The sequence below is a fragment of the Pseudoruminococcus massiliensis genome, assembly GCF_900291955.1.
GTDB lineage: Bacteria > Bacillota > Clostridia > Oscillospirales > Acutalibacteraceae > Pseudoruminococcus > Pseudoruminococcus massiliensis.
In genome coordinates this window covers 392,152-417,851 of sequence record NZ_OLMR01000002.1, presented here as the reverse complement: position 1 = coordinate 417,851, position 25,700 = coordinate 392,152, and the positions used below count along the sequence as shown (strand labels likewise).

General features: G+C 37.3%; 20 protein-coding genes and 2 tRNA genes. 10 read left to right on the top strand and 12 right to left on the bottom strand.

From position 1 onward, the window contains the following. Positions 1–68 precede the first annotated feature (68 nt). Both glyA and C9914_RS04750 read right to left on the bottom strand, forming a co-directional pair. Positions 69–1,322: a serine hydroxymethyltransferase gene (glyA, locus tag C9914_RS04755; protein WP_106763727.1), complete on the bottom strand. Its 1,254-nt coding sequence runs from the start codon at positions 1,320–1,322 to the stop codon at positions 69–71. 180 nt (positions 1,323–1,502) lie between these two features. After that, complete coding sequence (locus C9914_RS04750) at positions 1,503–2,018, bottom strand: M48 family metallopeptidase (RefSeq protein WP_106763725.1); 516 nt, start codon at positions 2,016–2,018, stop codon at positions 1,503–1,505. A gap of 169 nt (positions 2,019–2,187) precedes the next feature. Between C9914_RS04750 and C9914_RS04745 the strand changes: the two genes are divergently transcribed. The 5 genes from C9914_RS04745 (at position 2,188) to rpoD (ending at position 10,160) form a co-directional block, all read left to right on the top strand. Next, positions 2,188–2,622: a MarR family winged helix-turn-helix transcriptional regulator gene (locus tag C9914_RS04745; protein ID WP_158707331.1), complete on the top strand. Its 435-nt coding sequence runs from the start codon at positions 2,188–2,190 to the stop codon at positions 2,620–2,622. 16 nt (positions 2,623–2,638) lie between these two features. Then, entirely contained in the window at positions 2,639–4,384 is a 1,746-nt protein-coding gene (locus tag C9914_RS04740) for an ABC transporter ATP-binding protein (RefSeq protein WP_106763721.1), read from the top strand. 27 nt (positions 4,385–4,411) lie between these two features. Continuing rightward, entirely contained in the window at positions 4,412–6,304 is a 1,893-nt protein-coding gene (locus C9914_RS04735) for an ABC transporter ATP-binding protein (RefSeq protein ID WP_106763719.1), read from the top strand. A 982-nt stretch (positions 6,305–7,286) separates the two neighbouring features. After that, on the top strand, positions 7,287–9,053 hold the full coding sequence (gene dnaG / locus C9914_RS04730) for a DNA primase (RefSeq protein ID WP_106763718.1): 1,767 nt from the start codon (positions 7,287–7,289) through the stop codon (positions 9,051–9,053). 12 nt (positions 9,054–9,065) lie between these two features. Further along, positions 9,066–10,160: an RNA polymerase sigma factor RpoD gene (rpoD, locus tag C9914_RS04725; protein ID WP_022264653.1), complete on the top strand. Its 1,095-nt coding sequence runs from the start codon at positions 9,066–9,068 to the stop codon at positions 10,158–10,160. A gap of 250 nt (positions 10,161–10,410) precedes the next feature. Here rpoD and C9914_RS04720 read toward each other — a convergent pair whose 3' ends face one another. The 9 genes from C9914_RS04720 to C9914_RS04680 all read right to left on the bottom strand — a co-directional run bounded on the left by C9914_RS04720 (position 10,411) and on the right by C9914_RS04680 (position 21,150). Then, positions 10,411–10,908 (bottom strand): GNAT family N-acetyltransferase, encoded by a 498-nt coding sequence (locus C9914_RS04720; protein WP_106763716.1) that lies wholly within the window; start codon positions 10,906–10,908, stop codon positions 10,411–10,413. A gap of 26 nt (positions 10,909–10,934) precedes the next feature. Further along, positions 10,935–12,968, bottom strand: coding sequence for an ATP-dependent DNA helicase RecG (gene recG, locus C9914_RS04715; RefSeq protein WP_106763714.1), 2,034 nt, complete (start codon positions 12,966–12,968; stop codon positions 10,935–10,937). Positions 12,969–13,874: 906 nt separating this feature from the next. Further along, the gene (locus tag C9914_RS04710; protein WP_106763712.1) at positions 13,875–14,585 is read right to left on the bottom strand and encodes a DUF6320 domain-containing protein; all 711 of its coding nucleotides are present in this window, start codon (positions 14,583–14,585) and stop codon (positions 13,875–13,877) included. A 17-nt stretch (positions 14,586–14,602) separates the two neighbouring features. Next, positions 14,603–15,892, bottom strand: coding sequence for a hypothetical protein (locus C9914_RS04705; protein ID WP_022264649.1), 1,290 nt, complete (start codon positions 15,890–15,892; stop codon positions 14,603–14,605). Positions 15,893–15,895: 3 nt separating this feature from the next. Further along, positions 15,896–16,774, bottom strand: coding sequence for an alpha/beta hydrolase (locus tag C9914_RS04700; protein ID WP_106763710.1), 879 nt, complete (start codon positions 16,772–16,774; stop codon positions 15,896–15,898). Positions 16,775–16,937: 163 nt separating this feature from the next. Beyond that, the gene (locus C9914_RS04695) at positions 16,938–18,569 is read right to left on the bottom strand and encodes a Gldg family protein (RefSeq protein WP_106763708.1); all 1,632 of its coding nucleotides are present in this window, start codon (positions 18,567–18,569) and stop codon (positions 16,938–16,940) included. 38 nt (positions 18,570–18,607) lie between these two features. Beyond that, entirely contained in the window at positions 18,608–19,312 is a 705-nt protein-coding gene (locus tag C9914_RS04690) for an ABC transporter permease (RefSeq protein WP_022264646.1), read from the bottom strand. Next, entirely contained in the window at positions 19,312–20,253 is a 942-nt protein-coding gene (locus C9914_RS04685; RefSeq protein ID WP_106763707.1) for an ATP-binding cassette domain-containing protein, read from the bottom strand. Before C9914_RS04685 ends, C9914_RS04690 begins: the two co-directional genes overlap by 1 nt. A gap of 138 nt (positions 20,254–20,391) precedes the next feature. Continuing rightward, positions 20,392–21,150 carry an exodeoxyribonuclease III gene (locus C9914_RS04680; RefSeq protein ID WP_106763705.1) on the bottom strand — a complete coding sequence of 253 codons (759 nt, stop codon included), beginning with the start codon at positions 21,148–21,150 and terminating at the stop codon, positions 20,392–20,394. A gap of 263 nt (positions 21,151–21,413) precedes the next feature. Here C9914_RS04680 and C9914_RS04675 point away from each other — a divergent pair, with 263 nt between their 5' ends. Then, positions 21,414–23,030: a leucine-rich repeat domain-containing protein gene (locus C9914_RS04675; protein WP_106763704.1), complete on the top strand. Its 1,617-nt coding sequence runs from the start codon at positions 21,414–21,416 to the stop codon at positions 23,028–23,030. Here the strand turns inward: C9914_RS04675 and C9914_RS04670 are convergent. After that, entirely contained in the window at positions 23,027–23,524 is a 498-nt protein-coding gene (locus C9914_RS04670; protein WP_106763702.1) for a DNA-deoxyinosine glycosylase, read from the bottom strand. The genes C9914_RS04675 and C9914_RS04670 overlap by 4 nt on opposite strands. Before the next feature lie 77 nt (positions 23,525–23,601). Here C9914_RS04670 and C9914_RS04665 point away from each other — a divergent pair, with 77 nt between their 5' ends. The 4 genes from C9914_RS04665 to C9914_RS04650 all read left to right on the top strand — a co-directional run bounded on the left by C9914_RS04665 (position 23,602) and on the right by C9914_RS04650 (position 25,691). Beyond that, positions 23,602–24,624 (top strand): asparaginase domain-containing protein, encoded by a 1,023-nt coding sequence (locus C9914_RS04665; RefSeq protein WP_106763700.1) that lies wholly within the window; start codon positions 23,602–23,604, stop codon positions 24,622–24,624. 216 nt (positions 24,625–24,840) lie between these two features. Further along, a tRNA-Met gene (locus C9914_RS04660) sits at positions 24,841–24,917 on the top strand. Positions 24,918–24,922: 5 nt separating this feature from the next. Then, a tRNA-Glu gene (locus C9914_RS04655) sits at positions 24,923–24,997 on the top strand. A 187-nt stretch (positions 24,998–25,184) separates the two neighbouring features. Then, a complete protein-coding gene (locus tag C9914_RS04650; protein WP_106763699.1) occupies positions 25,185–25,691 on the top strand; it encodes a hypothetical protein in 507 nt (168 codons plus the stop codon). The last annotated feature ends 9 nt before the right edge of the window (positions 25,692–25,700 follow it).

The following is a 25,700-nucleotide window of genomic DNA, read 5'->3' as shown; positions in this document are numbered from 1 at the left end:
CATATGCAAAAAGGCATAGCTCATAATTAAGCTATGCCTTTAGCAGTCAGATATACTGCTGTTTTAAATTATTCATAAAGTGGAAATTTAGCGCAGATTTCGTTTGCACCTGCACGAATATCATCTGCGTTGCCCTCAAAATCATTTACGCAAAGTGAAATGAAGTCAGCAATCTTGTCCATTTCCTCAACGCCAAGACCTCTTGTAGTAACCGCAGGAGTACCAATTCTGATACCGCTTGTTACGAATGGACTGCGTGGCTCGTTTGGAACAGTATTTTTATTAACAGTTATATAAACCTCGTCGAGTCTATGCTCAAGTTCCTTGCCAGTGATTTCTCTATCACGAAGGTCAAGGAGCATAACATGGTTGTCTGTACCGCCAGAAACAAGGTTAAGACCTCTTGAAACAAGACCATTAGCAAGAGCCTTAGCGTTCTTAACGATATTTTCGCCATATGTCTTGAATTCAGGCTTGAGAGCCTCACCAAAGCAAACAGCCTTAGCGGCTATTGTGTGCATGAGTGGACCTCCTTGAGTACCAGGGAAGATAGCCTTGTTAATCTGCTTTGAGTATTCCTCATTGCAAAGAATAAGACCGCCTCTTGGACCTCTAAGGGTTTTATGAGTAGTAGTTGTTGTGAAGTGTGCATATGGAACTGGGCTTGGGTGAACGCCTGCTGCAACAAGACCGGCAATATGAGCCATATCTACCATAAGATATGCACCGACCTCGTCGGCAATCTCTCTGAAACGCTTGAAGTCGATAATTCTTGGATAAGCACTTGCACCGCAGACAATCATCTTTGGCTTAACTTCCTTAGCAATTTCAAGAACCTTGTCATAGTTGATTCTGTGTGTTTCAGGGTCAACGCCATAAGGGACGAAGTTGAAGTATTTACCAGAAATATTTACTGGTGAACCGTGAGTAAGATGTCCGCCCTCGCTTAGTGACATACCCATAACAGTATCACCTGGCTCAAGCATTGCAAAATAAACTGCTGTATTAGCCTGAGCACCTGAATGTGGCTGAACATTAGCATATTCTGAACCGAAAAGCTTGCAAGCTCTGTCGATAGCGATTTGCTCTACAACATCAACGCATTGGCAGCCACCGTAATATCTCTTTCCAGGATAGCCCTCAGCATATTTGTTTGTAAGAACTGAACCCATAGCCGCCATAACAGCAGGAGAAACGATATTCTCAGAAGCGATAAGCTCAAGGTTTCTGCGTTGTCTTTTAAGTTCATCGTTCATTGCAGCAGCGACATCTGGGTCGTATTGAGCGACAAGACCGATTGAATCGCACAAATCTTTGTACATTTTAATAACCCCCATTTTTTATTTTTTCTACATTATACCCTATTATAGTTAAATAATCAAGCATAGACAATTTTTCGCAACAAAATCAATTTTAATATATTGTAAAAAATATCTATATAATATTCCTTTTTGTATTTAATTTCAAATTTATACTAATAGTAATAATTTTGTGGTGAATATTTATTTTAGCAGTTTTTCACGCTCTTTATAATCGGGCAGATATTTTTCTATTAAGGCATAAAAAGCTTTGCTGTGATTTTTATATTTGATGTGTGCAAGTTCGTGAACAACAACATAATCAATGGCTTCATCAGGATAACGCATTAGCAAATAAGAGAAGCAAATACTATCCTTACCGCTGCAACTTCCAAAACGAGTTTTTGCAGCGGTAATTTTTAATGCTGTTGGATATAAGTTCATAAGCTTAGAATAGTATGCAACTTTATCAGGCAGAATTTTCTTAGCTTTTTCTATTAAAGATTTAGCCTCATTTTCAGAAATTTGACTTGGATATTTTTCAGTTCTTGTTTTCATCTTTTCAAGATTTTTAGTTATCCAGTCATTTTTTGATGTAACAAAACGGTCTATTTCTGATTTAGGAAAGCCATATGGTGAGCGGACTATTATATCTAAATTCTTAGAAATCTCAAGAGAAATAGATTTACGCTTAGAGCGTATCAATTTGTATTCATACATTGAAATCTTCCTTTCGTTATTAAATAATAACATAATTTTCAGAAAAACACATCACAAGATTTATATAAGGCAAGGTTGACAATCAAAAAATATATGAGTATAATGTTAGCTATAGAACGGTTAGTTACGAAACAATTCGTAAACTAACAATTTTAAGGAGATGATTCTTTTGGCATATAAGCATACAATCGGATTTGAGCTTAGAGCTGTAAATAATATGTTGCATAGACAGATTATTGCTTCTGAAAACATAAAGCGTGTTGATGAGCTGACAGGTGCTACAGGCTGGCTTATAGGCTATCTTGTACATAATCGTGATAGGGATATTTTTCAGAAGGATATAGAAAAAGAATTTTCTATCCGCCGTTCGACAGCCTCAAAGGCTTTATCTATTATGGAAGAAAAGGGACTTATCAAGCGTGAATCCGTACCATATGATGCAAGACTTAAAAAGCTGGTTTTAACTGATAGGGCGATTGAGCTTAATAAAATTATCGAAATTGATATTGTAGAAATCGACAAAAAAATGACAGCAGGTCTTAGCGATGAAGAAATCAGTGCATTTATTGCAACAATTCAAAAAATCAAAAAAAATTTAGAGTAGAGCAGGAGGTAAAAATATGGTTAGAAAGCTCTTAAGAAGTGTAAGAGAGTATAAAAAGCACTCTATACTTGCACCTGTCTTTGTTATTTTTGAGGTTATAATGGAGGTTGTAATACCACTTCTTATGGCGAATCTGATAGATTTCGGTATAGATGATGGCAACCTTGAATATATCGTAAAAATGGGCGTTGTGCTTGTAGTATTTGCGCTTATATCCTTGATTTTTGGCATACTTTCGGGACGAAGTGCAGCTATAGCATCAGCTGGTTTTGCGAAAAATCTTCGTAAGGATATGTATTACAAGGTTCAAAATTTCTCTTTTTCAAATATAGATAAATTTTCTACCGCAAGTATCGTAACAAGACTTACAACAGATGTAACTAATGTTCAGAATGCTTATATGATGATTATAAGAGTTGCGGTTCGTGCTCCGATAATGCTCATATGTGCATTGGTTCTTGCTTTTAATGTAAACTCATCTATGGCACTTATATTCCTATATATTGTGCCTATTCTTGCAGTAGGCTTGTTCTTTATAATGTCTAAGGCACACCCGATATTTGAGCGTGTTTTTAAAACTTATGATAAGTTGAATAATGTTGTGCAAGAAAATCTTTATGGAATAAGAGTTGTAAAGTCTTTTGTAAGAGAAGACCACGAGAATGAGAAATTCGGCAAAATCTCGAAATCCATTTTTAAGGATTTTAGTAAGGCAGAAAGACTTCTTGCTTGGAATATGCCACTTATGCAGTTCTGTGTTTATACTTGTATGCTTTTGATTTCATGGTTCGGAGCAAGACTTATAGTTCTCTCTGGCAATGACCCGGCTGTTGGTATGACAACAGGTCAGCTTATGAGTCTTATAACCTACGCGATGCAGATTCTTATGAGCCTTATGATGCTTTCAATGATTTTTGTTATGATTATCATTTCTCGTGCATCTATGGAGAGAATAGCAGAAATTCTTGATGAAGAAAGCGACATCACAAATGGCGAAAATCCAGTAAAGGAAGTCAAGGACGGCTCTATTATTTTTGATAATGTCAGCTTTGCATATAAGAAAGATGCTGACGAAATGTGCTTGAGTGATATTTCGGTTTCGATTAAATCTGGCGAAACGGTCGGTATAATCGGTGGAACGGGTTCAGGTAAGACAAGCCTTGTAAATCTTATCCCAAGACTTTATGATGTTACAAAGGGTAAGCTTACAGTCGGCGGATTTGATGTCAAGGATTACGATATAGAGGCTTTGCGTGATTCTGTTGCGGTTGTTTTGCAGAAGAATGTTCTTTTCTCAGGAACGATTAAAGAAAATCTCCGCTGGGGTAATGAAAATGCAACAGATGAAGAAATTGTCAATGTATGTAAGCTTGCACAGGCAGATAGCTTTGTTTCTACATTTCCAAAGGGCTATGATACATATATCGAGCAAGGCGGTACAAATGTTTCAGGCGGTCAGAAGCAAAGACTTTGCATAGCAAGAGCCTTGCTTAAAAAGCCGAAGATTCTTATTCTCGACGATTCTACGAGTGCAGTTGATACCAAGACAGATGCGCTTATCAGAAAAGCTTTTGCTGAAGAAATTCCTGACACAACAAAGATTATCATAGCACAAAGAATTTCCTCAATCGAAAATGCTGATAAGATAATCGTTATGGACGATGGCGGGATAAATGCTGTCGGTACACATGAAGAGCTTCTCAAGACAAATGAAATTTATCGTGAGGTTTATACTTCACAGACAAAAAGCTCACAGCAGTAAAATTCATACAGAAAGGAATGAGATTTAATGAGTAATCAAAAACAAACAAAAAAACCTGTAAGAAGTAAAAATACAGGTAAAACCGCAAAAAGACTTCTTTCGTATGTGTTTAAATATAAAGGCAGATTGGTTGTAGTTCTTATATCAATCCTTGCAAGTGCATTAACAGGTGTTGCGTCCTCGCTTTTCTTGCAAACACTTATAGATGATTATATAGAGCCTCTTTTGATTGAGGCTGTCCCGAATTTTGCAGGACTTTTCAAAGCAATAATCTTTATGGCTGGAATATATATTATAGGCATTGTGGCTACGCTTTTATATAACCGACTTATGGTTACAGTTGCACAGGGTGTTCTTAAAGATATTCGTGATGAAATGTTTGAGCATATGCAGACCTTGCCTATAAAATATTTCGATACACATTCACACGGCGATATTATGAGCCGTTATACAAATGATACCGATACGCTCAGACAGATGATTTCTCAGAGCCTGCCACAGATGTTCTCATCGCTTATTACAATAGTTTCGGTATTCTTTGCAATGCTTGCAACAAATATATGGCTTACACTCCTTGTAGTAGTTTTCGTATCATTTATGCTTTTTGTTACAGGTAAAATTGCTGGCAAAAGTGCAAAATACTTCGTCAAGCAACAGCAGTCAATAGGTGATATCAATGGATATATAGAGGAAATGATTAACGGTCAGAAGGTTGTTAAGGTTTTCTGTCACGAAGAAAAGGCAAAAGAGGGCTTTGATGAGAAAAACGAAGAACTTTGCAAAAATTCCGCAGCCGCAAATATGTTTGCGAATGTTCTTATGCCGGTTATGAATAATCTCGGTAATGTTCAGTACATTCTTATTGCGATAATCGGCGGTGTTTTCGCTGTTAATGGAATTGGTGGAATTACGCTTGGTGCTATTGCATCATTCTTACAGCTTTCTAAGTCATTCACACAGCCTATGGGACAGATTTCCCAACAGCTCAATGCAGTTATTATGGCTCTTGCAGGTGCAGAGAGAATTTTCGAGCTTATGGACGAAGAATCAGAGGTTGATGATGGTTATGTAACTCTTGTCAATGTAAAGTATGGCAAAAATGATGAACTCGTTGAAGTTGAGGAGCGTACAGGAATATGGGCTTGGAAACACCCACATTCAGATGGAACAGTATCCTATACAAAACTTGAGGGCAAAGTAGAGCTTCACGATGTAGATTTTGGCTATGTTGAAGACAAGATAGTTTTGCACGACATAACACTTTATGCCGAACCTGGGCAAAAGGTTGCCTTTGTTGGTGCAACTGGTGCAGGCAAAACAACTATAACAAACCTTATCAATAGATTTTATGATATTGCAGACGGTAAGGTTCGCTATGATGGCATTAACATAAACAAAATCAAGAAAAGCGACCTCCGCCGTTCTATTGGTATAGTTTTGCAAGATGTTAATTTGTTTACAGGAACAGTTATGGATAACATCCGCTACGGTAATCTTAATGCAAGCGATGAGGAATGTATAGCTGCCGCAAAGCTTGCTAATGCGGACGGTTTTATCAGACATTTGCCAGATGGCTACAATACAGTTATTTCAGGTAGTGGTTCAGACCTTTCACAAGGACAGCGACAGCTTTTATCTATTGCGAGAGCGGCAGTTGCAGACCCGCCTGTTATGATTCTTGATGAGGCTACAAGTTCGATTGATACAAGAACAGAAGAAATCGTACAGCGAGGAATGGACGGGCTTATGTATGGCAGAACAGTATTTGTCATAGCACATAGGCTTTCAACTGTAAGAAATTCAGATGTAATAATGGTTCTTGAATTAGGAAGAATTATTGAGCGAGGAAGCCACGAGGATTTGATAAAACAGCACGGACAGTATTATAGATTGTATACAGGTGCGTTTGAACTGGAATAAGATTTAAAAACTTTCCTAAGACAATTAAAAGCGGCGAGCCGCCGCTCCCAAGACGCGGAATCGCTCGACAAGTCTCGCTCGTAGTTGATTAGGGAAGATGGTTGACGCGGTCGAAGAAATTAGCAATGAGCTACCGATTGGTTAATAAATTTCTCTAAGATAATTAAAAGTTTCGGTCGAGGCGGCGAGCCGCCGCTCCCAAGACACGGAATCGCTCGACAAGTCTCGCTCGTAGTTGATTAGGGAAGATGGTTGACGCGGTCGAAGAAATTAGCAATGAACTACCGATTGGTTAATAAATTTCTCTAAGACAATTAAAAGTTTCGGTCGAGCCTTTTCAAAGGCTCGCGGATTCCAAAGGCAGAGCCTTTGGTGGGTTTTAAGGGCGAAGCCCTTAACATCTCTTACTCCCTAAAGGGGCGGACAATGTCCGCCCCTTTTTGACTAATGTTGTCAACAAAAGAGATTAAGCGGTGGACAAAGTCCACCGCTTAGAGAGCAAAGAATGTTAAGGGCGTTGCCCTTAAAACCCATGAGGGACTCCGTCCCTCAACCCTGCAAGCTTTTGAAAAAGCTTGAGCAAAACTTTTAAGTTTCTTGGGGAAATGCATTAGCTAATCGGTGTTAATAGTTCATAAATTGTTAACCGTAACTTTAAGTAAATTTAAGGTATTAAGAGTAATATTTATATCAGCAAGAGGAAAACAACTTGCTAAGATTTTTTCTTTCCTTTCTAATTTTTTTGTTTTAATAACAAACCTTTTTTCAAACCTCGTTTTTAAAGAAACCTGCGGACAGCACACCGCAGGTTTTTTGCTTTGTTGAAAACTTTCTGTTTTTAAATTTTATTAAGTTTTTTCAAAAAGCTTGTAGGGATTTTGAAATTTATTGCGTATTATATTATACAAGGGTATGTTCTTGGATTTTTATAGTAAAGAATGTAACAAAAAGGATAGATATTTAAAATAAGGGGGTGATTATTATGCCGTTACCTGATGAATTTTTACAGGAACTAAAATTAAGAACAGATATTGCAGATGTTATATCATCATATGTAAATTTGAAAAGAGTAGGTCGAAATCTCGTCGGACTTTGCCCTTTCCATAGCGAAAAAACGCCTTCATTCAGCGTTTCACCTGAAAACGGCTTTTTTCATTGCTTTGGCTGTGGCGTAGGCGGAGATGTGATAACTTTTATTAAGCGTATAGAAAACCTTGATTATATTGACGCAGTAAAGCTTCTTGCCTCTCGTGCAGGGCTTGAAATACCGACAGATACACAATCTAAAGGTTTGAGTGAGCTTAGAAAACGCATTTTCGAGGCAAATCGTGAGGCGGCAAGATTTTTTCATAAGGCTTTGTATTCGCAAGACGGTGTACACGCACTTTCATATTTGCGTGGCAGAGCTTTATCCGAGGCAACAATAAAGCATTTTGGCTTAGGATATTCGCCACCGTCACGCTTTGCACTTGTCAATTATCTTAGAGCAAAGGGCTTTAAGGATTCTGAGCTTGTCAGTGCAAACTTAGCTTTTACAACAAGAAGCGGTCATACAATGGATAGATTTTTTGACAGAGTTATGTTTCCGATAATTGATGTAAGAGGAAATGTAATCGCATTCGGCGGAAGAATAATGTCTGATGAAAAGCCTAAGTATCTTAATACATCAGATACGCCTGTGTTTAAGAAAAGCTCAAATCTTTTTGCACTTAACTTTGCAAAAAATGTCGGAGAAAATATGCTTATTCTGTGCGAGGGTTATATGGATGTTATCGCACTTCATCAAGCAGGCTTTCAGAATGCCATTGCTACGCTCGGAACATCTCTTACAACCGAACAGGCAATGATTATAAAACGCTATTGCGATACGGTTGCAATATGCTATGATGCCGATGAGGCGGGTCAAAAGGCAACTTCTCGTGCAATCGGGATACTTCGTCCGACGGGTATCGACATAAGAATAATTACCGTTCCAAGTGGAAAAGACCCTGATGAATTTATCCGCTCATATGGCGAACAAGGACCAGTAAGATTCAGAAAGCTTCTTGAATCAAGCGGAAACGATGTTCGCTATCAGATACAGAAGGTCCGCAAGAAATATGATACGCAAATCCCCGAACAGAGAATAAGCTTTCTTAATGAATGTGCCAGACTTCTTGCTGAACTTAACAGCGATATTGATGCAGATGTTTATGCAGGAGAGCTTGCCGAGGAGCTTTCTGTTTCTAAATCATCTATTAAGAATGAAATTGAAAAATATAGAAAGCGTTCCTTCAGAAAAGAAAGTAAAGAGCGAATAAGAAACATACAGCTTAAAACCTCTGCCGCTAATGACAGGATAAACCCCGAAAAGCATAGAAATCTTCGTGCTGCAAATGCAGAGGAGGCAATAATTGCTATACTTATAAATAACCCAGACCTTGCGGATACTATAATGTCAAGGATTTCTGCGGACTCGTTCGTCACTTCATTTAATAAGCGAGTTTTCAGCGTTTTGCTTGAGAGGGTTAAGGAAATGCGTTCAGTTTCGCCTATGGATATATCGGAGGCTTTCACCGCTGATGAGATGAGTAGCATTACTTCGATTTTATCATCTCGTCCACGAGAAAATAATCCGAAACGGGCGATTCAAGAATATATTGATATTCTGCTTGAAGAGAAAGAGAAAATTTCTCCAGAGAAAGCAGCATCAGCCAGTGATGAAGAAATGTTGGAATATTTCAAAAAATTGAGGGAAAGAAAAAAGTAGGAGGACAAAAATATGAGTACATTACAGCAACAGGATAAGAAGCCGGCAAATCCACTTAAAACGCTTCTTGACTTAGGAAAGTCAAAGGGTCAGCTTTCAAGTAAGGAGATACTTGATGTTCTTGGTGATGAATTAGACCCAGAGCAGATAGAAAAAATCTATGACGCACTTGAATCTAATGGAATTGAGATTATAGAGGATACAGAGGATTTATCTCTTGATGATTTAAACATAAACGAAAATAGCGATGATGATTCCGAACCAGCACCAGATGGTGTTTCTATTGATGACCCAGTTAAGATTTATCTTAAAGAAATCGGACGAGTTCCGTTGCTCTCGCCAGATGAGGAGGTTGACCTTGCGATAAGAATTTCACAGGGCGATGTGGCCGCAAAGAAACGCCTTTCAGAAGCTAACCTCAGGCTTGTTGTAAGTATAGCAAAGCGTTATCTTGGCAGAGGTATGCAGTTCCTCGACCTTATACAAGAGGGCAACCTCGGACTTATCAAGGCTGTTGAGAAGTTCGACCATACAAAGGGCTTTAAGTTTTCAACCTATGCAACATGGTGGATTCGTCAGGCAATAACAAGGGCTATTGCAGACCAGGCAAGAACAATCCGTATACCTGTTCATATGGTTGAAACTATTAATAAGGTTAAGAAGGTTTCAAGCCAGCTTTTGCACCAAAATGGACACGAGCCATCAGCAGATGATATTGCAGCAGAGCTTGATATGCCGGTTGATAAGGTAAGAGAGATTATGCGGGTAGCACAAGAGCCAGTATCTCTCGAAACACCTATTGGTGAGGAGGAGGACAGCCACCTTGGAGATTTCATACCTGATGATGATGCACCAGCACCACAGGACGCAGCGTCACATACATTATTGAAAGAGCAGCTATCTGATGTTCTTTCGACCTTGACTTCAAGAGAAGAAAAGGTTTTGCGTTTGCGTTTTGGACTTGAGGACGGCCGTTCAAGAACACTTGAAGAGGTTGGCAGGGAGTTTAATGTTACTCGTGAGCGTATCAGACAGATAGAGGCTAAGGCATTGAGAAAGCTTCGTCACCCAAGTAGAAGTAAGAAATTAAAGGATTTTCTTGATTAAATTTTCTAAAAATGTCGCTTAGCTAATACACTTATTTTAGACACTTAAAATTTAGGTCAAGGCGGAGTGCCTCCGCCGTCAAGACGCGGAATCGCTCGACATTGATAAACGAATATTATTGACGCAGTCGAAGAGATTAGCAATGAACTACCGATTGGCTAACAAGCTCATCTAATACATTTAAAAGTTTAGGTCAGGCCTTTAAAAAGGCTTGGCCTAAACTTTTGAGTATCTTAGGGAAGTGCATTAACTAAATTCTCTCTGATAATATCAATTCATAATTATCTATATCTTGAAACTTTCCTTTCTTATAGCCGACCTCGTGTATCGTTCCGCAAAAATTAAAGCCAAACTTCTTATGAAGCTTTTTACTTGCCTCATTTCCGCTGGTTATGACAGAAACTATCATATGTATAGTATCGTCATTTTTTGCAATTTCAATAATATTTTTCATAAGCTCCGTTGCAACTCCACGATTTCTATATTCGTGACCAACATATACCGACAATTCAACCGTTGAGCTATAAGCCTCTTTTTCACGATATTCTGATAAAGAGGCATAACCCATAACTTCATCATCTTCAGCTACAATTATAGGGTGATTGTTGCTATGCTTATTAAACCACACCGTCCATTCCTCAAGAACTTTTGGCTTTATATCTAAAGTCGCAACTCCATTTACAACCTCATAGTTATATATTTCAAGCATTTTTTCAACATCGTTTATATCAGCTTTTCTGATTTTCATATTATCACCTTTATAAAAAATAAATCTTAATTCAGCGTACCGCCAACGCTTGAAAACAATCTCTTAACCTCAAAAGCAAGTGGTTTATGCTGTTTTTCGGAAAGCGTCGGGTCATCTGCAATAATCATTTCGGCGGCCTCTTTTGCATCATTTATAGAAACCATACTCGAAAGCCCTGCTATCTTCAAATCGGGCAATCCATGCTGTCTTGAACCAAAGAAATCACCTGGCCCACGCATACGCAAATCCTCGTCCGCAAGCTTAAAACCATCATTCGTCTTACACATAATCTTCAAGCGTTCAAGAGTTCCTTCGTTCTGTGCATCAGAAACAAGTATGCAGTGGCTTTTCACCGTTCCACGACCAACTCTGCCTCTAAGCTGATGTAACTGTGAAAGTCCGAATCTTTCCGCATTTTCAATCATCATAATAACAGCATTAGGCACATCAACGCCGACCTCGATTACGGTTGTTGATACAAGAACATCAATATTTCCATTCTTAAACTCCGTCATAATCTCGTCTTTTTTAGAGGTTTTCATTTTACCATGCAAAACAGCAATTCTGCAAGAGCCTAAAGCAGTGTCTTTCAGTCTTTCAGCATATTCCTCAACGCTTGCCATATTGGTATCATTTTCCTCAACAAGCGGACAAACAATATAGCATTGATTGCCATTATTGATATGCTTTTTCATAAAGTTCAATGCACGAGGTCTTATTGTTGAATCTATTAAATATGTAGAAATTTTCTGTCTGCCGGGCGGAAGCTCATCAAGAATGGATAAATCCAAATCGCCGAAAATCATAAGTGCAAGTGTTCTCGGAATAGGCGTTGCCGACATAACAAGCAAATGCGGACTTTCGCCCTTTTCAAGAAGTTCGGCTCTTTGCGCAACACCAAAACGGTGCTGTTCGTCTGTTATAATAAGTCCAAGCCGATTAAATTCCACTCCCTTTGAAAATAAAGCGTGAGTTCCGACGGCTATATCAACTTCACCACTTTTCAACGCTGAATACACAGCTCTTTTTTTAGCTGCTGTGAGCGAGCCTGTAAGTAGTGCTATATTTATTCCGCTATTTTCAAAAAGCTGACAAAGAGAATTATAGTGCTGTGTTGCAAGAAGCTCTGTCGGAGCCATAAAAGCACATTGCAGTCCGTTCTTTACCGCTGTATAGCAACAAGCAGCACCGACAGCCGTTTTTCCTGAGCCAACATCTCCCTGAACCAATCTGGTCATAGGCTTGTCAGTTTTCATATCTAATATACATTCCGAAATCGCTCTTTTTTGTGCTGATGTCGGCGAAAAACTCAATAGCTTATAAAAATCCTCCGTAAAATCCTGAGTAATTTTATGAGGGGTTTCTTTTTTTACGGAATTTTTTCTAAAAATCATTCCAAGCTGAAGCACAAGAAGTTCCTCAAAGGTAAGTCGCTTTTTAGCGGTTTCGAGAGCTTTTATATCCGCTGGAAAGTGTATATTTCTTATTGCAAAATCAAGTGAGCAAAGCCCAAATTCCTCTCTTATATTTTCTGGAATAGGGTCGTTTGTTTTTTCGGGCAAACACTTTAAGGCCTCACGCATAGCAACTTCTATTTTGCGTGAAGTCAGCGTACCAGTTTGTTTATATATAGGGTGAATTATCGCATCACTTTCTGTCGATAAAACAACAGGTGATGCCATCTCAAAATTATTTATATTTTTCTTAAATACGCCATAAAACAGGAATTCTCCGCCATACTTTAATTTATCATACATATACTGTTGATTAAAAAAAGTAATTGTCATCTGACTTTCGTCATCGCTGACAGTAATCTTATAGATAATCATACCTCCACGAACTCTTACAGGCGGATTGTTTCCTACAATATGAGCCTTTATGCAGACTGTTTCGCCAGATTGAGCCTCAGAAATAGAAACGGGATTACTCAAATCCTCATATGTTCTCGGATACATTCTGATAAGCTCGCCGACAGAATGAACACCAAGCCTTTCATAGAGTGTGGCTGTTTTAGGCCCAATTTTTGGCAACTCTGTAATTTTCATACTAAAAAGTGACATATTTCCTACCCCATTTCCACATAAGACTCTAATGAAATAATCACCAATGAACTCCCAATTAGCTAATGCACATATCTTAGACACTAAAAAGTTTCGCTCGAGACGGCGTGCCGCCGCTGTCAAGACGCGGAATCGCTCGACAAGTCTCGCTCGTAGTTGATTAGGGAAATCTGTTACCGCGGATAACGAAATTACCAATGAACTACCGATTAGTTAGCAAATTTTCCCAAGACAATTAAAAGTTTCGCTCGAGCCTTTTCAAAGGCTCGCAGGGTTGAGGGACGGAGTCCCTCATGGGTTTTAAGGGCAAAGCCCTTAACATTCTTTGCTCCTAAAGCGGTGGACTTCGTCCACCGCTTAATTTTCTATCGTTATCAACATTAGTAATTAAAGTGCGAACAAAGTTCGCACTTAGAAAGAAATACAGGTTAAGGGTTTCGCCCTTAAAACCCACCAAAGGCTCTGCCGTAGGTGACTACCTTTGGAAACCGCAAGCAGTTTTCACCAGCAAAGCTGGTGTAGAAAAGGCTTGACCTAAACTTTAAGTGTCTAAGGATAGTTTGTTAGCTAAGTGGTAGTTTATCCAACCGCGTCAACAAACTTACCTTGCGAGTGTCGAGCGAGGCTCGCCGAGCGATTCCGCGTCTTGAGAGCGAAGGCACTCCGCCTAAATTTTAAGTATCTTAGGGTAACTTACTACTATCTTATAATTTAGTTATATCACATTTTATATAGTCAGTGCAACCAAAAAACAAAAAAGCCTGTGGTTTTAACCATAGGCTTTTTGAAGGGGTGTATTTTGCAGCAATAGTGCCGAAGTAATCTAAATTAACAACAAAATCTTTGTTGTTCCTCTTAATGTCTAAGATTATATTATCCCAACCTTAATTTTAACTTAAATTTCCATTAAATATGCATCTTTTTTCTGATTATAGCTTTCAACTTAGCCAGTCTTGAAACTACCAATAACAATATTGTTATTGCCGTACAAGCAATTATAGCTGGCAAAGACCAATAAGCTGTAATCCCCTTGCCTAAGAATAGATTTGTAAAAATATCAACCGCCACAGTAAATAACCCAAGCATAAAGATTGATAAAGCAATTATAGTTATAGGTCTTGGACGAAAAATCTTGCACAATATCAATATAATCATAAGCATAATCATCAGTAAACACACTATTGGCAAAGAAAGGGCATCAAACCAATCTGACTTTGTCGGTGTAATCATATTTACTAAATATAGGAATAATAGTATCGAGAAAAAATCCAGCCAAGCACATTTTATTATTATATCATGACGCATGATTATAGGCGGGACTATCAATATCCATCCAAGCACTATTCCCAAAATCGCATATAGTGACCATGAGATATTCCCAGTTACAAGATAATCGCATAATGGACATACTAAGAGAGGAACTAACAGCACTACTGAAATCAACAAAGCAGTTGTATTCTTAATTTTTCTTTCAACTATAAATTCACTTTTCGGCGGATACGGTGGCAAATCCATTTGTTTGTTGTCGATATTCGGATTTATTACAGGTGTTGAGCAAAGCGGACAACGCTTTTCATTTGAATTAAGCTCTACCCCGCAGTTTACGCAATAAGACATTCAAAAGCTTCCTTTCCTCAATTATTTATAGGATAAAAATTGCTCTCAAGCTTAACATGAACACCCATTTTTACCAATTCCGTAAAAAATCTGCGTTCAACATCTTTTTCTACAATTCCACTGCTCCACGAAATGCAAAGCTTATCTCCAAAGCTTGCCGCAGCAACACTTGGCATATCACGCTTAAAGCGACCAAAGACAAAATCAAAATGGTCTATATATTTTCCCATTTCATCAGGAACCTTTACCATACCAAGATTTGAAAAAGTAGAAGAAACCAGATTTTCTCCATACATATTAAAGGCAATTCTCATAACAATATTTTTTATAAAAAGAGGAACAACTCTTGTTATAGGGTTCATCTCATCACTAAGATTTTTACACATAATCGCATTGAGATACTTTTCCTTGTTATTCATTCTCATAAAATGGTGAACATCTTCAATAATTTCCTCAAGGGTAAATTCTCCATATCTCGGCTCTATTCCAGGATTTATATATAACGCAAAATTCCTTAAAGTTTTGCTCGGATAAATCTTCCTAAGATTTATCGGAACGCTGATTTTCACAGGCTTTTCAACATAGCATTTACTTTCGCTCTGACACTGCATAAACGAATAAATCATAAGTGCTGTTATAAATTCGGTCACAGTAACCTTATAAGATTTAGAAATAGAGTGTATGTGACTTGCCGACATAAGCCCAGTAATAATATTTATATCATGCGGTTTTAGCTTAGTTCCCTTAAAATGATAGCCCTTTAGCTCCTGACGGCTTTTAACCGCCTTAAATCTCGCATAACGCTTAAATGCGTCCTCCATTTCCTCTTTATCAGGTTCAGAATTAATATCAATAATACCATTCTCCGCAGGAATCTTTTCGCCATATTTAAGCGTAATATATCGTGCAGTAAGCGTTTTGAGGATATTCATAGCACCTGTGCCGTCCGCAAGTACATGAAAAATCTCAAGTGCAATTCTATTTTCATAAACACGAATACGGCAGGGCTTTTCTCGATTGCGTTTTCCGCCGAATCTCGCACAAGGATTTCGCACATCTTCAGTTGCTTTTACACTCTCACCGCTATCCTCTAAATAATACCAAAAGAATCCTCTGTGTAAGTTCAACCTAAGGCTAACAAGTCTTTCCGCCGTATCAGCAAGAGCCTTTTCAAGAATTTTCATATCAACTTTTTCTTTTAAGCTTACAGAAACCCTGAAATTTCCAGACCATTTCTGAGTTCTTACAGCAGGATATATTTTTGCGGCATTATCTAAGCGATACCACGCTTTTCTTGTGTCAGCCATAAGCTACACCTTTCTTTTAATAAATTCGTCAATCGCAGTAATTGCCTTATCTGATTCCTCAATCTGCCAGATATGAAAGACATGCCACATCTTCGGATAAATTTCTATATCGACATCAACTCCGCCATCTTTCATAGCATTATAAAGAAGCTTTGAGTCATCAAGCAAAACCTCGTCACTGCCAGCCTGAATAAGTGTCGGTGGAAATCTATCATCATAGCTTGCAAAGGCGGGGGAGATATAAGGGTTAAGTGGCGAATCATCTCCGACATATGAATCCGCAAGTCTTTTCAGATATTTTCCACGCAATAATGGGTCTTTATCTTCATTGAGGAAATATGTCTGACCAGTTGCAGTGAGGTCGCTCCAAGGTGAAATAGTCACAAGACACTTAGGAGCTTCCTTTCCCTCTGCAATAAGCCTAAGAATATTAGAAACCGCCAAGCCTCCGCCTGCTGATTCTCCAAAGGCAATAATATTTCCTGGGGAATATCCTTGTCCAAGAACATATTCATAAGCTTTCTTTGCATCATCGAAGGCGGCAGGGAAGGGATGTTCCGGAGCAAGACGATACTCAAACGAAAAAACTCGTATTCCTGTCTTTTTTGCGATTGGTGCAATCAATGCCCTTGATGAAATTAAATCTCCCATACCATAGCCACCGCCGTGCGTATAGAAAATTACCTTTTCGGGGTCCTCCTCAGGAGGTATTACCCATTCTGCTTTATACGAAAAGTCCTCTATCTCATCATATATTACATCAGAGGGTAGAGGTTTTAGCGTGAAAAATGTCGTTTGATACGACCTTTGGTTCATCAATGGTATTCGATTAACTATCGGTTGAGCTGTTTTTAAAAAATTTTTTATAAAATCGCTTTTCATTAGCAATTTCTCCCATATATTAAAATCTGCTTTTAAACAATATTATAAATCCATTTGCCTTATTTTGTCTATATCTCTCTTTTATATTTTTAAGCAGTTCTGTAAAAATTCTACAAATAATATAAAAATTACCCGAACCATATCAGTTCGGGTAATGAAAATTTTATTTATTTCTTCTCTTTACAAATACTATCAAGCCTGCACATATAACCGCTATCGGCAAACCGACATAGCAAACTAAGCCAATAACTGATGCCGAATTATTATCTATTTGAACATCATATTGTGTAAGCTCTTTCGCCTCAACTGATATCTCTTGGTTTACTCTGCCACAAGATTCACTCAGCATAGCAAGTATATATTTTTGGTCGCTATATGTTGAAGCAAGAATTGTCTTTTCAAACATTGTCGATGAACCAAATACAAAAACTGTTGAAATCTTATCACTGCTCTTTTTATCATTAGCAAAAATTCCGTTTACACCATAACCAGCAATAATTATATTTCCCTTTGCATTACCTGTGAAATCGTAAGAATCATCTGCATCACTCGGACAAACTCCCGACTTAGAAGAATATTGAAGCAAGGATTGAGTTTCTGCATCGGAATCAAGTGTAATCGGTCTTGCATAAGAGGAAATAACAGGAGCGGAATTATCATCAAATTTTGAAGTAAAAGCATTGCTTCCCATATAGCAAAGTATTCCATCATACATATTTCTGCCATATACTGAACTGCTCTCAAGCTCATATGCAAGTCCGTCACCAACTGTAATTCCCCAATCAGAAAGAACCTCATCAAGGTTTGGCGTTTTATAAGTCTTTGAGCTTGGAATATAGAGCATATTCTTGCCATATTCTTTGTTATTCTCAAGATATGTGCGAATTTTCTTTGCAGCTGTCTTTGAGAAATCCTTTTCAGGTGTAAAAACTATAAGCATCTTAGCATCTTTCGGAATATCTTCCTGTTCAAGCTTTACGCTGACAAGCTCATAGTTATTCTGTTCAAGAATATTCTTAAAATATGTGAAATCTTCTGTTGAATTATCTTCAACAATCGCAAGCTTTGTGCTTTCTGTACTTGTCACCGAAAGAATAGCACCATCAAAAGCCTCCTCAGCCTTTGATGAGGCAATATAACTGTATGTGCTGTAATAGCTCTTGACATTAAAAATATCGTATTGGTCGAGTATACGATACTTATCGCCACAAGAAACAATAATATTATCTGCACTAAGAGTTTCCTGCGGATATTTATTTTCAAAATTAGGATTATCAACTATGCTGATATATTCCGCAGAAATCTTATTGTTATACTTGCCATATTCCTCAGCAATAGCCATAACCTGTGCATAGTATGTATTCGAGCTTGCCTTTGAACGATAAGATTGCTTATCATCAAGGAAAGTAATCTTCAAATCCTTCTTAACATTTTGTGCAAGCTTTATTGAAGTTTCAGAAAGCTGAAACGCACCTTTACTTGTAAGGTCTATGCTCATTCCTGGCAGCTTATCCGACATAAGCGAAACAACAACATTCAGCAAAATAGTCGCAACAAGTACAACTGCGGTTATCACCAATGCCCCAATAGTGTGGTTAAATCTTGCCTTAGACATCTTTTGTCTTGGTGCTTTAGGAGATTTAGTTTTTTTCTTCTTTGAGTTTTGCCCATCACTATTTGTATTATAAGCTTTAACTTCCGACTTACTATTTATTTCAATTTTTTCTGTTTCAGGCTTTTCTGCTTCGATAATTTCTTCGGCAGAAAGTTCCTTTTTATTTTCATCATTGTTCATAAATATTCATCACCTTTCTGAGTTCTGCATGGATTAAATCAGCTCCAACGGCGTTTATCAATAACTCTTATTGTCAGGAACAGGAATAGTGCCGTAACGCTCAGATAGAATATCATATCTGCAAGGTTAATAAGGCCAAGTGCAAAATTGTTATATCTTGTTCGGAATGAGAATGCAAGAAGTAAATTCTTGAGGAAATCATTTGAAACTGTTGAAGCAAATGAATCTAAAATATTTATAACAAACTCAATCGCAAAAGTAACAAGTGCCGCAACAGCCTGACTTTCTGTAAGAGATGAAACAAATATACCGATTGATATGAGTGAGCTTCCGAGAAGGAGAAGTCCGAGAATATTTCCGAATATAACTCCTACCGAAGGTGTTGCTATAAAAGCAAGAATTATCTCAAAAACAACAAATATCAATAAGCATATTGCAAACATTGCTATTGCAGAAAGATATTTGCCTATAACTATTCTTGTTATGCTTATCGGCGAAGTAAGCAAAGCTTGGTCGGTTTTCTGTTTTCTTTCCTCACTGAAAAGCTTCATTGTGAAAAGCGGTATAACAAACATTATAACCAAAAACATAGATTGAAAAACATAATACATATCTGATGTCTTTGTATATAAGCAAGTCGTATAGAAATATAATCCGCTGAAAAAGAAAAATACAGCCATAGTTATGTAGCCTATTGCCGAATTGAAATATGATGTAAAATCTCTTTTGAATATTGCGCCCATTATTTATCTCCTCCTTTGCCCTGTGTAAGCTTGATAAATACATCTTCAAGGGAATATTCATCTCTATGAAGCATAAGAATCGGCATAGATTGTGTTGCCATAGTTTTAAATAAGGCTCTGCGAATATCCGCTTCATCTTTACATTCTATTGTATATTCACCACAGCCATGCTCAGGCTCACCAGTTTTTCTAACATTCACTACGCCCGAAATATTGCGTATAGCAGAAATAACTCCTTGTTCTCTGCCCTCAATAACAGCAACAAGCTTGTTATCAGCCGCTCTTGAGGTCATAGAGTCCTTCATATCATCAGCCACAATCTTGCCTTTATTGATAACAACAATTCTATCGCAGGTTGCCTGAACCTCTGACAAAACATGAGATGACAGAATAACTGTATGCTTTTTGCCGAGCTTGCGAATAAGGTTTCTCATTTCGATAATCTGGTTCGGGTCAAGACCAACAGTCGGTTCATCAAGTATCAGCACAGGCGGATTTCCCAATAAAGCCTGAGCAAAACCAACACGCTGACGATAACCCTTAGAAAGATGCTTAATAAGACGGTTGCTGACCTTATCAACACCGACAAGCTTAGAAACCTCTAAGATATGTTCTTTCTTTGGCAAGGTTAATTTTTTTATATCGAACATAAATTTAAGATAGCCTTCAACCGTCATATCGCCATAAACAGGCGGAATCTCAGGCAAATATCCAATCTTAGATTTAGCCTTCTTTGGTTCTTCAAGAATATCAATACCATCAATAAGCACAGTTCCGTCTGTTGCGGATATATATCCTGTAATGATATTCATTGTAGTAGATTTTCCTGCACCGTTAGGTCCGAGAAAGCCTAAAATTTCGCCGTCCTTAACGGAGAAAGTAACTCCGTCAAGAGCCGTCTGCCTCCCATAATTTTTGACCAGATTTTTTACTTCAATCATATATAATACGCTCCTTAGCAATATCTTTATCAGCAAAATTATGTTAAATCATCTTTTTTGCCTCTAAATTTTTAAAATTAAAAGCTTGCAGTTTTAAAAGGTAATCACCTATGAAGCCACCTCTACCAAGACCTTTAATTAAATATCAAGCTCCAAAGTAACAGGGCAATGGTCGCTTCCGAGAACCTCTGTCAGAATATTTGCAGAAGTAATATTCTGCTTAATCCTGTCTGATACGATAAAATAGTCAATACGCCAACCCGCATTATTCTGCCTTGCTCTTGCTCTGTATGACCACCAACTGTATATACCCGTTTCATCTGGGTGTAAGTATCTGAAAGTATCTATAAAGCCCGCACCAAGAAGCTCACCGATTTTTCCTCGTTCTTCATCAGAAAAACCAGCATTTCCACGGTTTGTCTTAGGATTTTTAAGGTCTATTTCTTTGTGTGCGACATTCATATCCCCGCAGAGAATAATAGGCTTTTTCTTATCAAGCTCAATAAGATACTTACGCAAATCGTCCTCCCAACGCATACGGTAATCAATTCGTTTCAAGCCGTCTTGTGAATTTGGCACATATACATTTATAAGGTAAAAATTTTCATATTCAAGGGTTATCATTCTACCCTCGTGGGAATGTTCTTCTATATCCATACCGTTATATGTTACAGAAAGAGGCTTATGCTTTGCGAATATTGCCGTTCCCGAATATCCTTTTTTCTCCGCACTGCACCAGAATTGCTCATAGCCATCAAGCTCAATAGTAGCCTGTCCTAATTGCATTTTAGTTTCCTGTATACATATAAAATCAGGATTTTCCGCAAGAACCGACTCAATAAAGCCCTTGCCAAGACAAGCCCTTATACCATTTACATTCCATGATAAAAATTTCATATTCCGCTCCCGTCATTCTGATAGCTTCATTTAGAAAAATATATAAAATTCTTCTAACGAGATAAGTGTTTTTAATTATTTTCGATTATTATTTCATTTTACCATACACTCACACACAATATCAAGTAAAATATATACTATTTACATAACGCTCAAAAGTTTTTACCTATATAATCTAAGATTTTATAATATATCAGTTGTATAGCTTTATTTAGTATGATATAATTAAAATTAATTAAAATATATGAAAGTGGTGTTTTTATATGAAACAAACTCCAAATAATAATTTCATGACCTCGGATATGCTCGAATTTGAAGACATCTATAACAAAACCAATAATGTTATTTTCTTTTTAGCCAATCTTATCTGCCCAAATTCTGAATTAGCTAATAAGCTATATTTTTCAATTTATAATAAAATATATATGTCAATTCCACTGCCAAAAGATGATGAAAAAGCAAATGAGCTTTTAGATAGGATAATCATTAAGCAAAGTGTGATTATTATTACATCATATAGTAATGCACCTATATTTGACAATAAAGAAGATTTAGCAAATAAATTTGATGAGCAAATGGAAAATTATGATAAAATTCCCCTTGATGTTGTCAGTGAATATGCTAAGCCTGAATTTACTTCTAAAATCATAGATATTTTCAAGCAACTGTTAGATAGCGCAAGATTATGTTTAACATTATTATATTATAGAGATGTGCCATTAGAGCGTATGGCAAAGTATATGGGTATTACCTTAGCCTGTGTTAAACACATAATCTGCCAAGCCAATAGCGATATAGAGCTGCAAATGGAAAAAGAAACTGGTAAAAGAAGTTATCCCACACCTTCATTTTTGCCAACGATTTTTCGGCGTGCCGAACAGCTAAGCCATAAGACAAATCCTCCACCAAATCTTGTTGAAACCTGCACAAATGCCTTGAATTTCAAAGAACATAGAGTTGAGCGAGAAAGTGTAGCAGAATTTTATACTGATGAGCATACTCTTGATATTCTAAAAAAGAAGCCTGTCAAATTAGATAAAGAAACAACTAAAAAGGCTGGTATCGTAGCAGCAATCATTATTGGAATTATAATTACAATAATAATAGTCTTGAAAATTTTAACCGCCATATTTAATTGGATTTCTAACATTAATGCACCTGAAAATTCCCCAGTTCAAGAAATGTCCTACGAAGAAAAAAGCAGAGAACGAGTCTTGCACGATAGATATCAAGACCCTGTCACAGGTGAATATACAGAATTTTCATTAAGATTTTTATGGGACGGAGATTATGAATATAGTGTCACAAAGGACGGCTACAAATTAACTCTTTTAAAAGGTTCTGATATACTTGAAGATTATGCCTTTTGTGATTGTGAAGATTTAGCCAGTATTAGTTTGCCTGAAAGCATAAAAAGTATAGGAAAAGATGCTTTTGAAGGTTGCAATAGCTTGAAAAGCATAGATATTCCAAGTAGTGTAACAGAAATCGGTGACACTGCCTTTAGAAGTTGCGAGAGTTTACAATCTATACATCTTCCCGACGGACTTTTAACGATAGGAGAGGAAGCTTTTCAATCTTGCCGAAGTCTAACACAAATCACTATTCCAAAATATGTACAAGATATAAAATCAAATACTTTTAGTGATTGCTCAAATCTCACTCATTTTACACTTTTATCAAGCTTCAAAACCTTTGATCTTGACATTTTTGGGGATTACACACCTATCAAACGAATAGACCTACCAGATACTATAAGTTCTTTAGAGTCTTATGATTTATCCATAATTAATATTGATTTTTATTGCCGACAAGGCTCAAAAACAGAAGAAACCCTAAAAGCCTGTAAAGCTCCAAATATATATTATATTACAGACTAACCCAAGAAATCCTTAATAGCACTATATTCTTCAATAAGCCTTTCAAGCGTAAACCGACAATTAGCCGGACTTGTCGATGGCAAAGAAATAGCCGAAATTTTAGTTTTCGGCTCGCATAATTTCTCATAAAGCGAAAAAGCTTTTTTTCCAGTTGTGAAAATAGCCTTTATATGACAGCTTTCGAGAATAAGAGATAAATCATTCGGTATAGGGTTCTTAATTGAACTATCCTCAGCACCTTTGATTTCACAAGATTCCAAAACATCCCAAAGAGCGATTCTGTGCTTTAATAAAAGTGCAGTTCGCTCTTTATTATTTTCAGGAAGTTTTTCGCCAAAAATAGCTGATAAAACTCGCCAAAATCTATTTTGTGGGTGTCCATAATAAAAATTATTTTCTCTTGATTTTGGCGAAGGCATTGTGCCAAGAATCAAAACAGCCGAATTTTCATCAAAAATCGGTTTTAAAGGGTGTGTAATAATCTTATTTTCCATAACCTTACCTACTTTATAATTGATGTTTTTTCTTTCGGGTGGTATACTAAGTTATATATCGACAGGAGGGCAGTAAAATGGCTAAAGTTCTGATAGTTCTTACTGGTGGCACGATTGGCAGTATAAGTGACGGAGAAATAATTGATGTTGATGAAAAAGCATCTTTGTTGCTTATAGATAAATACTGCGAAAAATATGGAAAAGGGGACAATTTCACCCTCGTTCAGCCCTTAAATATCGCAAGCGAAAATCTCGAGCCTATACATTGGGAAACTATGATAAATTTCATTCTCGAATATAATATTAACAGTTTCGATGGAATTATCATAACTCATGGAAGTGATACTCTTTCATATTCATCTGCAATGCTTTCGATGTGCCTTTGCCATTTGCCTATTCCGATAGTACTAATTGCTTCTAATTATATCGTTCTTGATGAAAGAAGCAATGCTTTAAATAATTTTCATTCCGCAGTTTCTATTATTAAATGCTTTTCAAGGGGTGCTTTTACTGTTTTCGGCGATAGAATCGGCAAAAGTCGAGTATTTCTGCCAACAAGAATATTAGAGGCTGACGGCTTAACCGATACTTTTCAAAGCTTTGGTGGTAAAGAGCTTGGCTTTGTTAATGGCGAGAAATTCGAGTTCACAGAGCTTTCTATAAATCCCACTAAAGCCGAAATAGAAAGCCCTCGCAAGCCCATCTTAAATGGAAAATTAAAGCTTAATAAAAAAGTCGTTTTTATCAGACCTTACCCAGGACTTGATTTCAGCAAAATTGCAATAGGTGAAGATACAGGAGCGGTTTTGCTTATGACCTATCATTCAAGTACAGCCCGTACTGCTGGCAAGGGAAGCGTGCTGACATTGATTGAAAATTGCCATAAGCGTGGTATAGATGTATACTGCACACCTTGCAAAAATAAAAATGAGCATTATAAATCGAGTGCCGAACTTATAAAAGCTGGTTGTCTGCCGATTTACAGCACATCTCCAGAAAGCTCCTACGCAAAACTTCTCTTGGCTTGTAATACCAATATTAACTTACTAAATCACAACATTTATTTTGAAACGGTGAGCCACCACTGCCAAGACAATTAAAGTTTCGCTCAAGCCTTTTTAAAGGCTTGCAGATTCCAAGGGCAAAGTCCTGAGCATCTCTTTCTCTAAAAGGCAAACGCAGTTCATCGCAATAACTAATTATCTTTTGCAATCCCCTTATTTCAAAAAATTATTTATTTTTTTTGAAAAAGTACTTGACAAATCCTTTTTGCCGTTGTATAATGAACAAGCTGATTATTCAACGGCAAAAAATATGGCGGTATAGCTCAGTTGGCTAGAGCATTCGGTTCATACCCGAAGTGTCGTAGGTTCAAGTCCCACTACCGCTACCAGATATGGCCCGGTGGTCAAGCGGTTAAGACACCGCCCTTTCACGGCGGTAACACGGGTTCGATTCCCGTCCGGGTCACCACACTTCAGAGTGAGCAGTTAGATTTATTCTAATTGTTCACTTTTTTTATTTTGTAAATTACAAAATTTTCTTGCACTATCTGTATAAATAAGCTATAATTATTTGTGGTATGCAAAAATACCATAAATCTGTAAACTTTCTTAATTTAAGCGAGCGGATTTAAACAAACTAAATTCGGAGGATTAAAATGAAAAAGATATTACCAATTATTCTCTGTGCCGCAATAGTATTTTCAGTTTCAGGCTGTGTAAGCAGTGGTACTCAGCTTACTGCTCTTTCAACTGATAATGTTCCTAAGGCGGATTCTGTTAAGGTAAAGGACTATGACGATAACCTTGATGGACTTGAGAAATATCTTAAAAAGAGAGCTTTCCTGCCAGATATGGACGGAACAGAAATGTCATATGGTATGATTGGTGCAAAAGCTGGTCATAGATACATGTTTACTTTTAATAACTCTCAAGTAACAGCAGAATTTTATGAATACGACCTTAAAAATCTCAATGATGAAGCTAAAAAAACAATCGAAAGCGTAAAGAAAGATGGTAAATTTGAGCTTCTCGGAATGACTACAGAAGCCACTCTTTCCGATAATGGAAAATACCTCATGGTTTATACCGATAATTCGGGTGAAGAGCTTAACAAAACAAGAAAATCAGATGTTCTCAAGGCTTTCAAAGAGTATAAGAAATAATTATGAGGT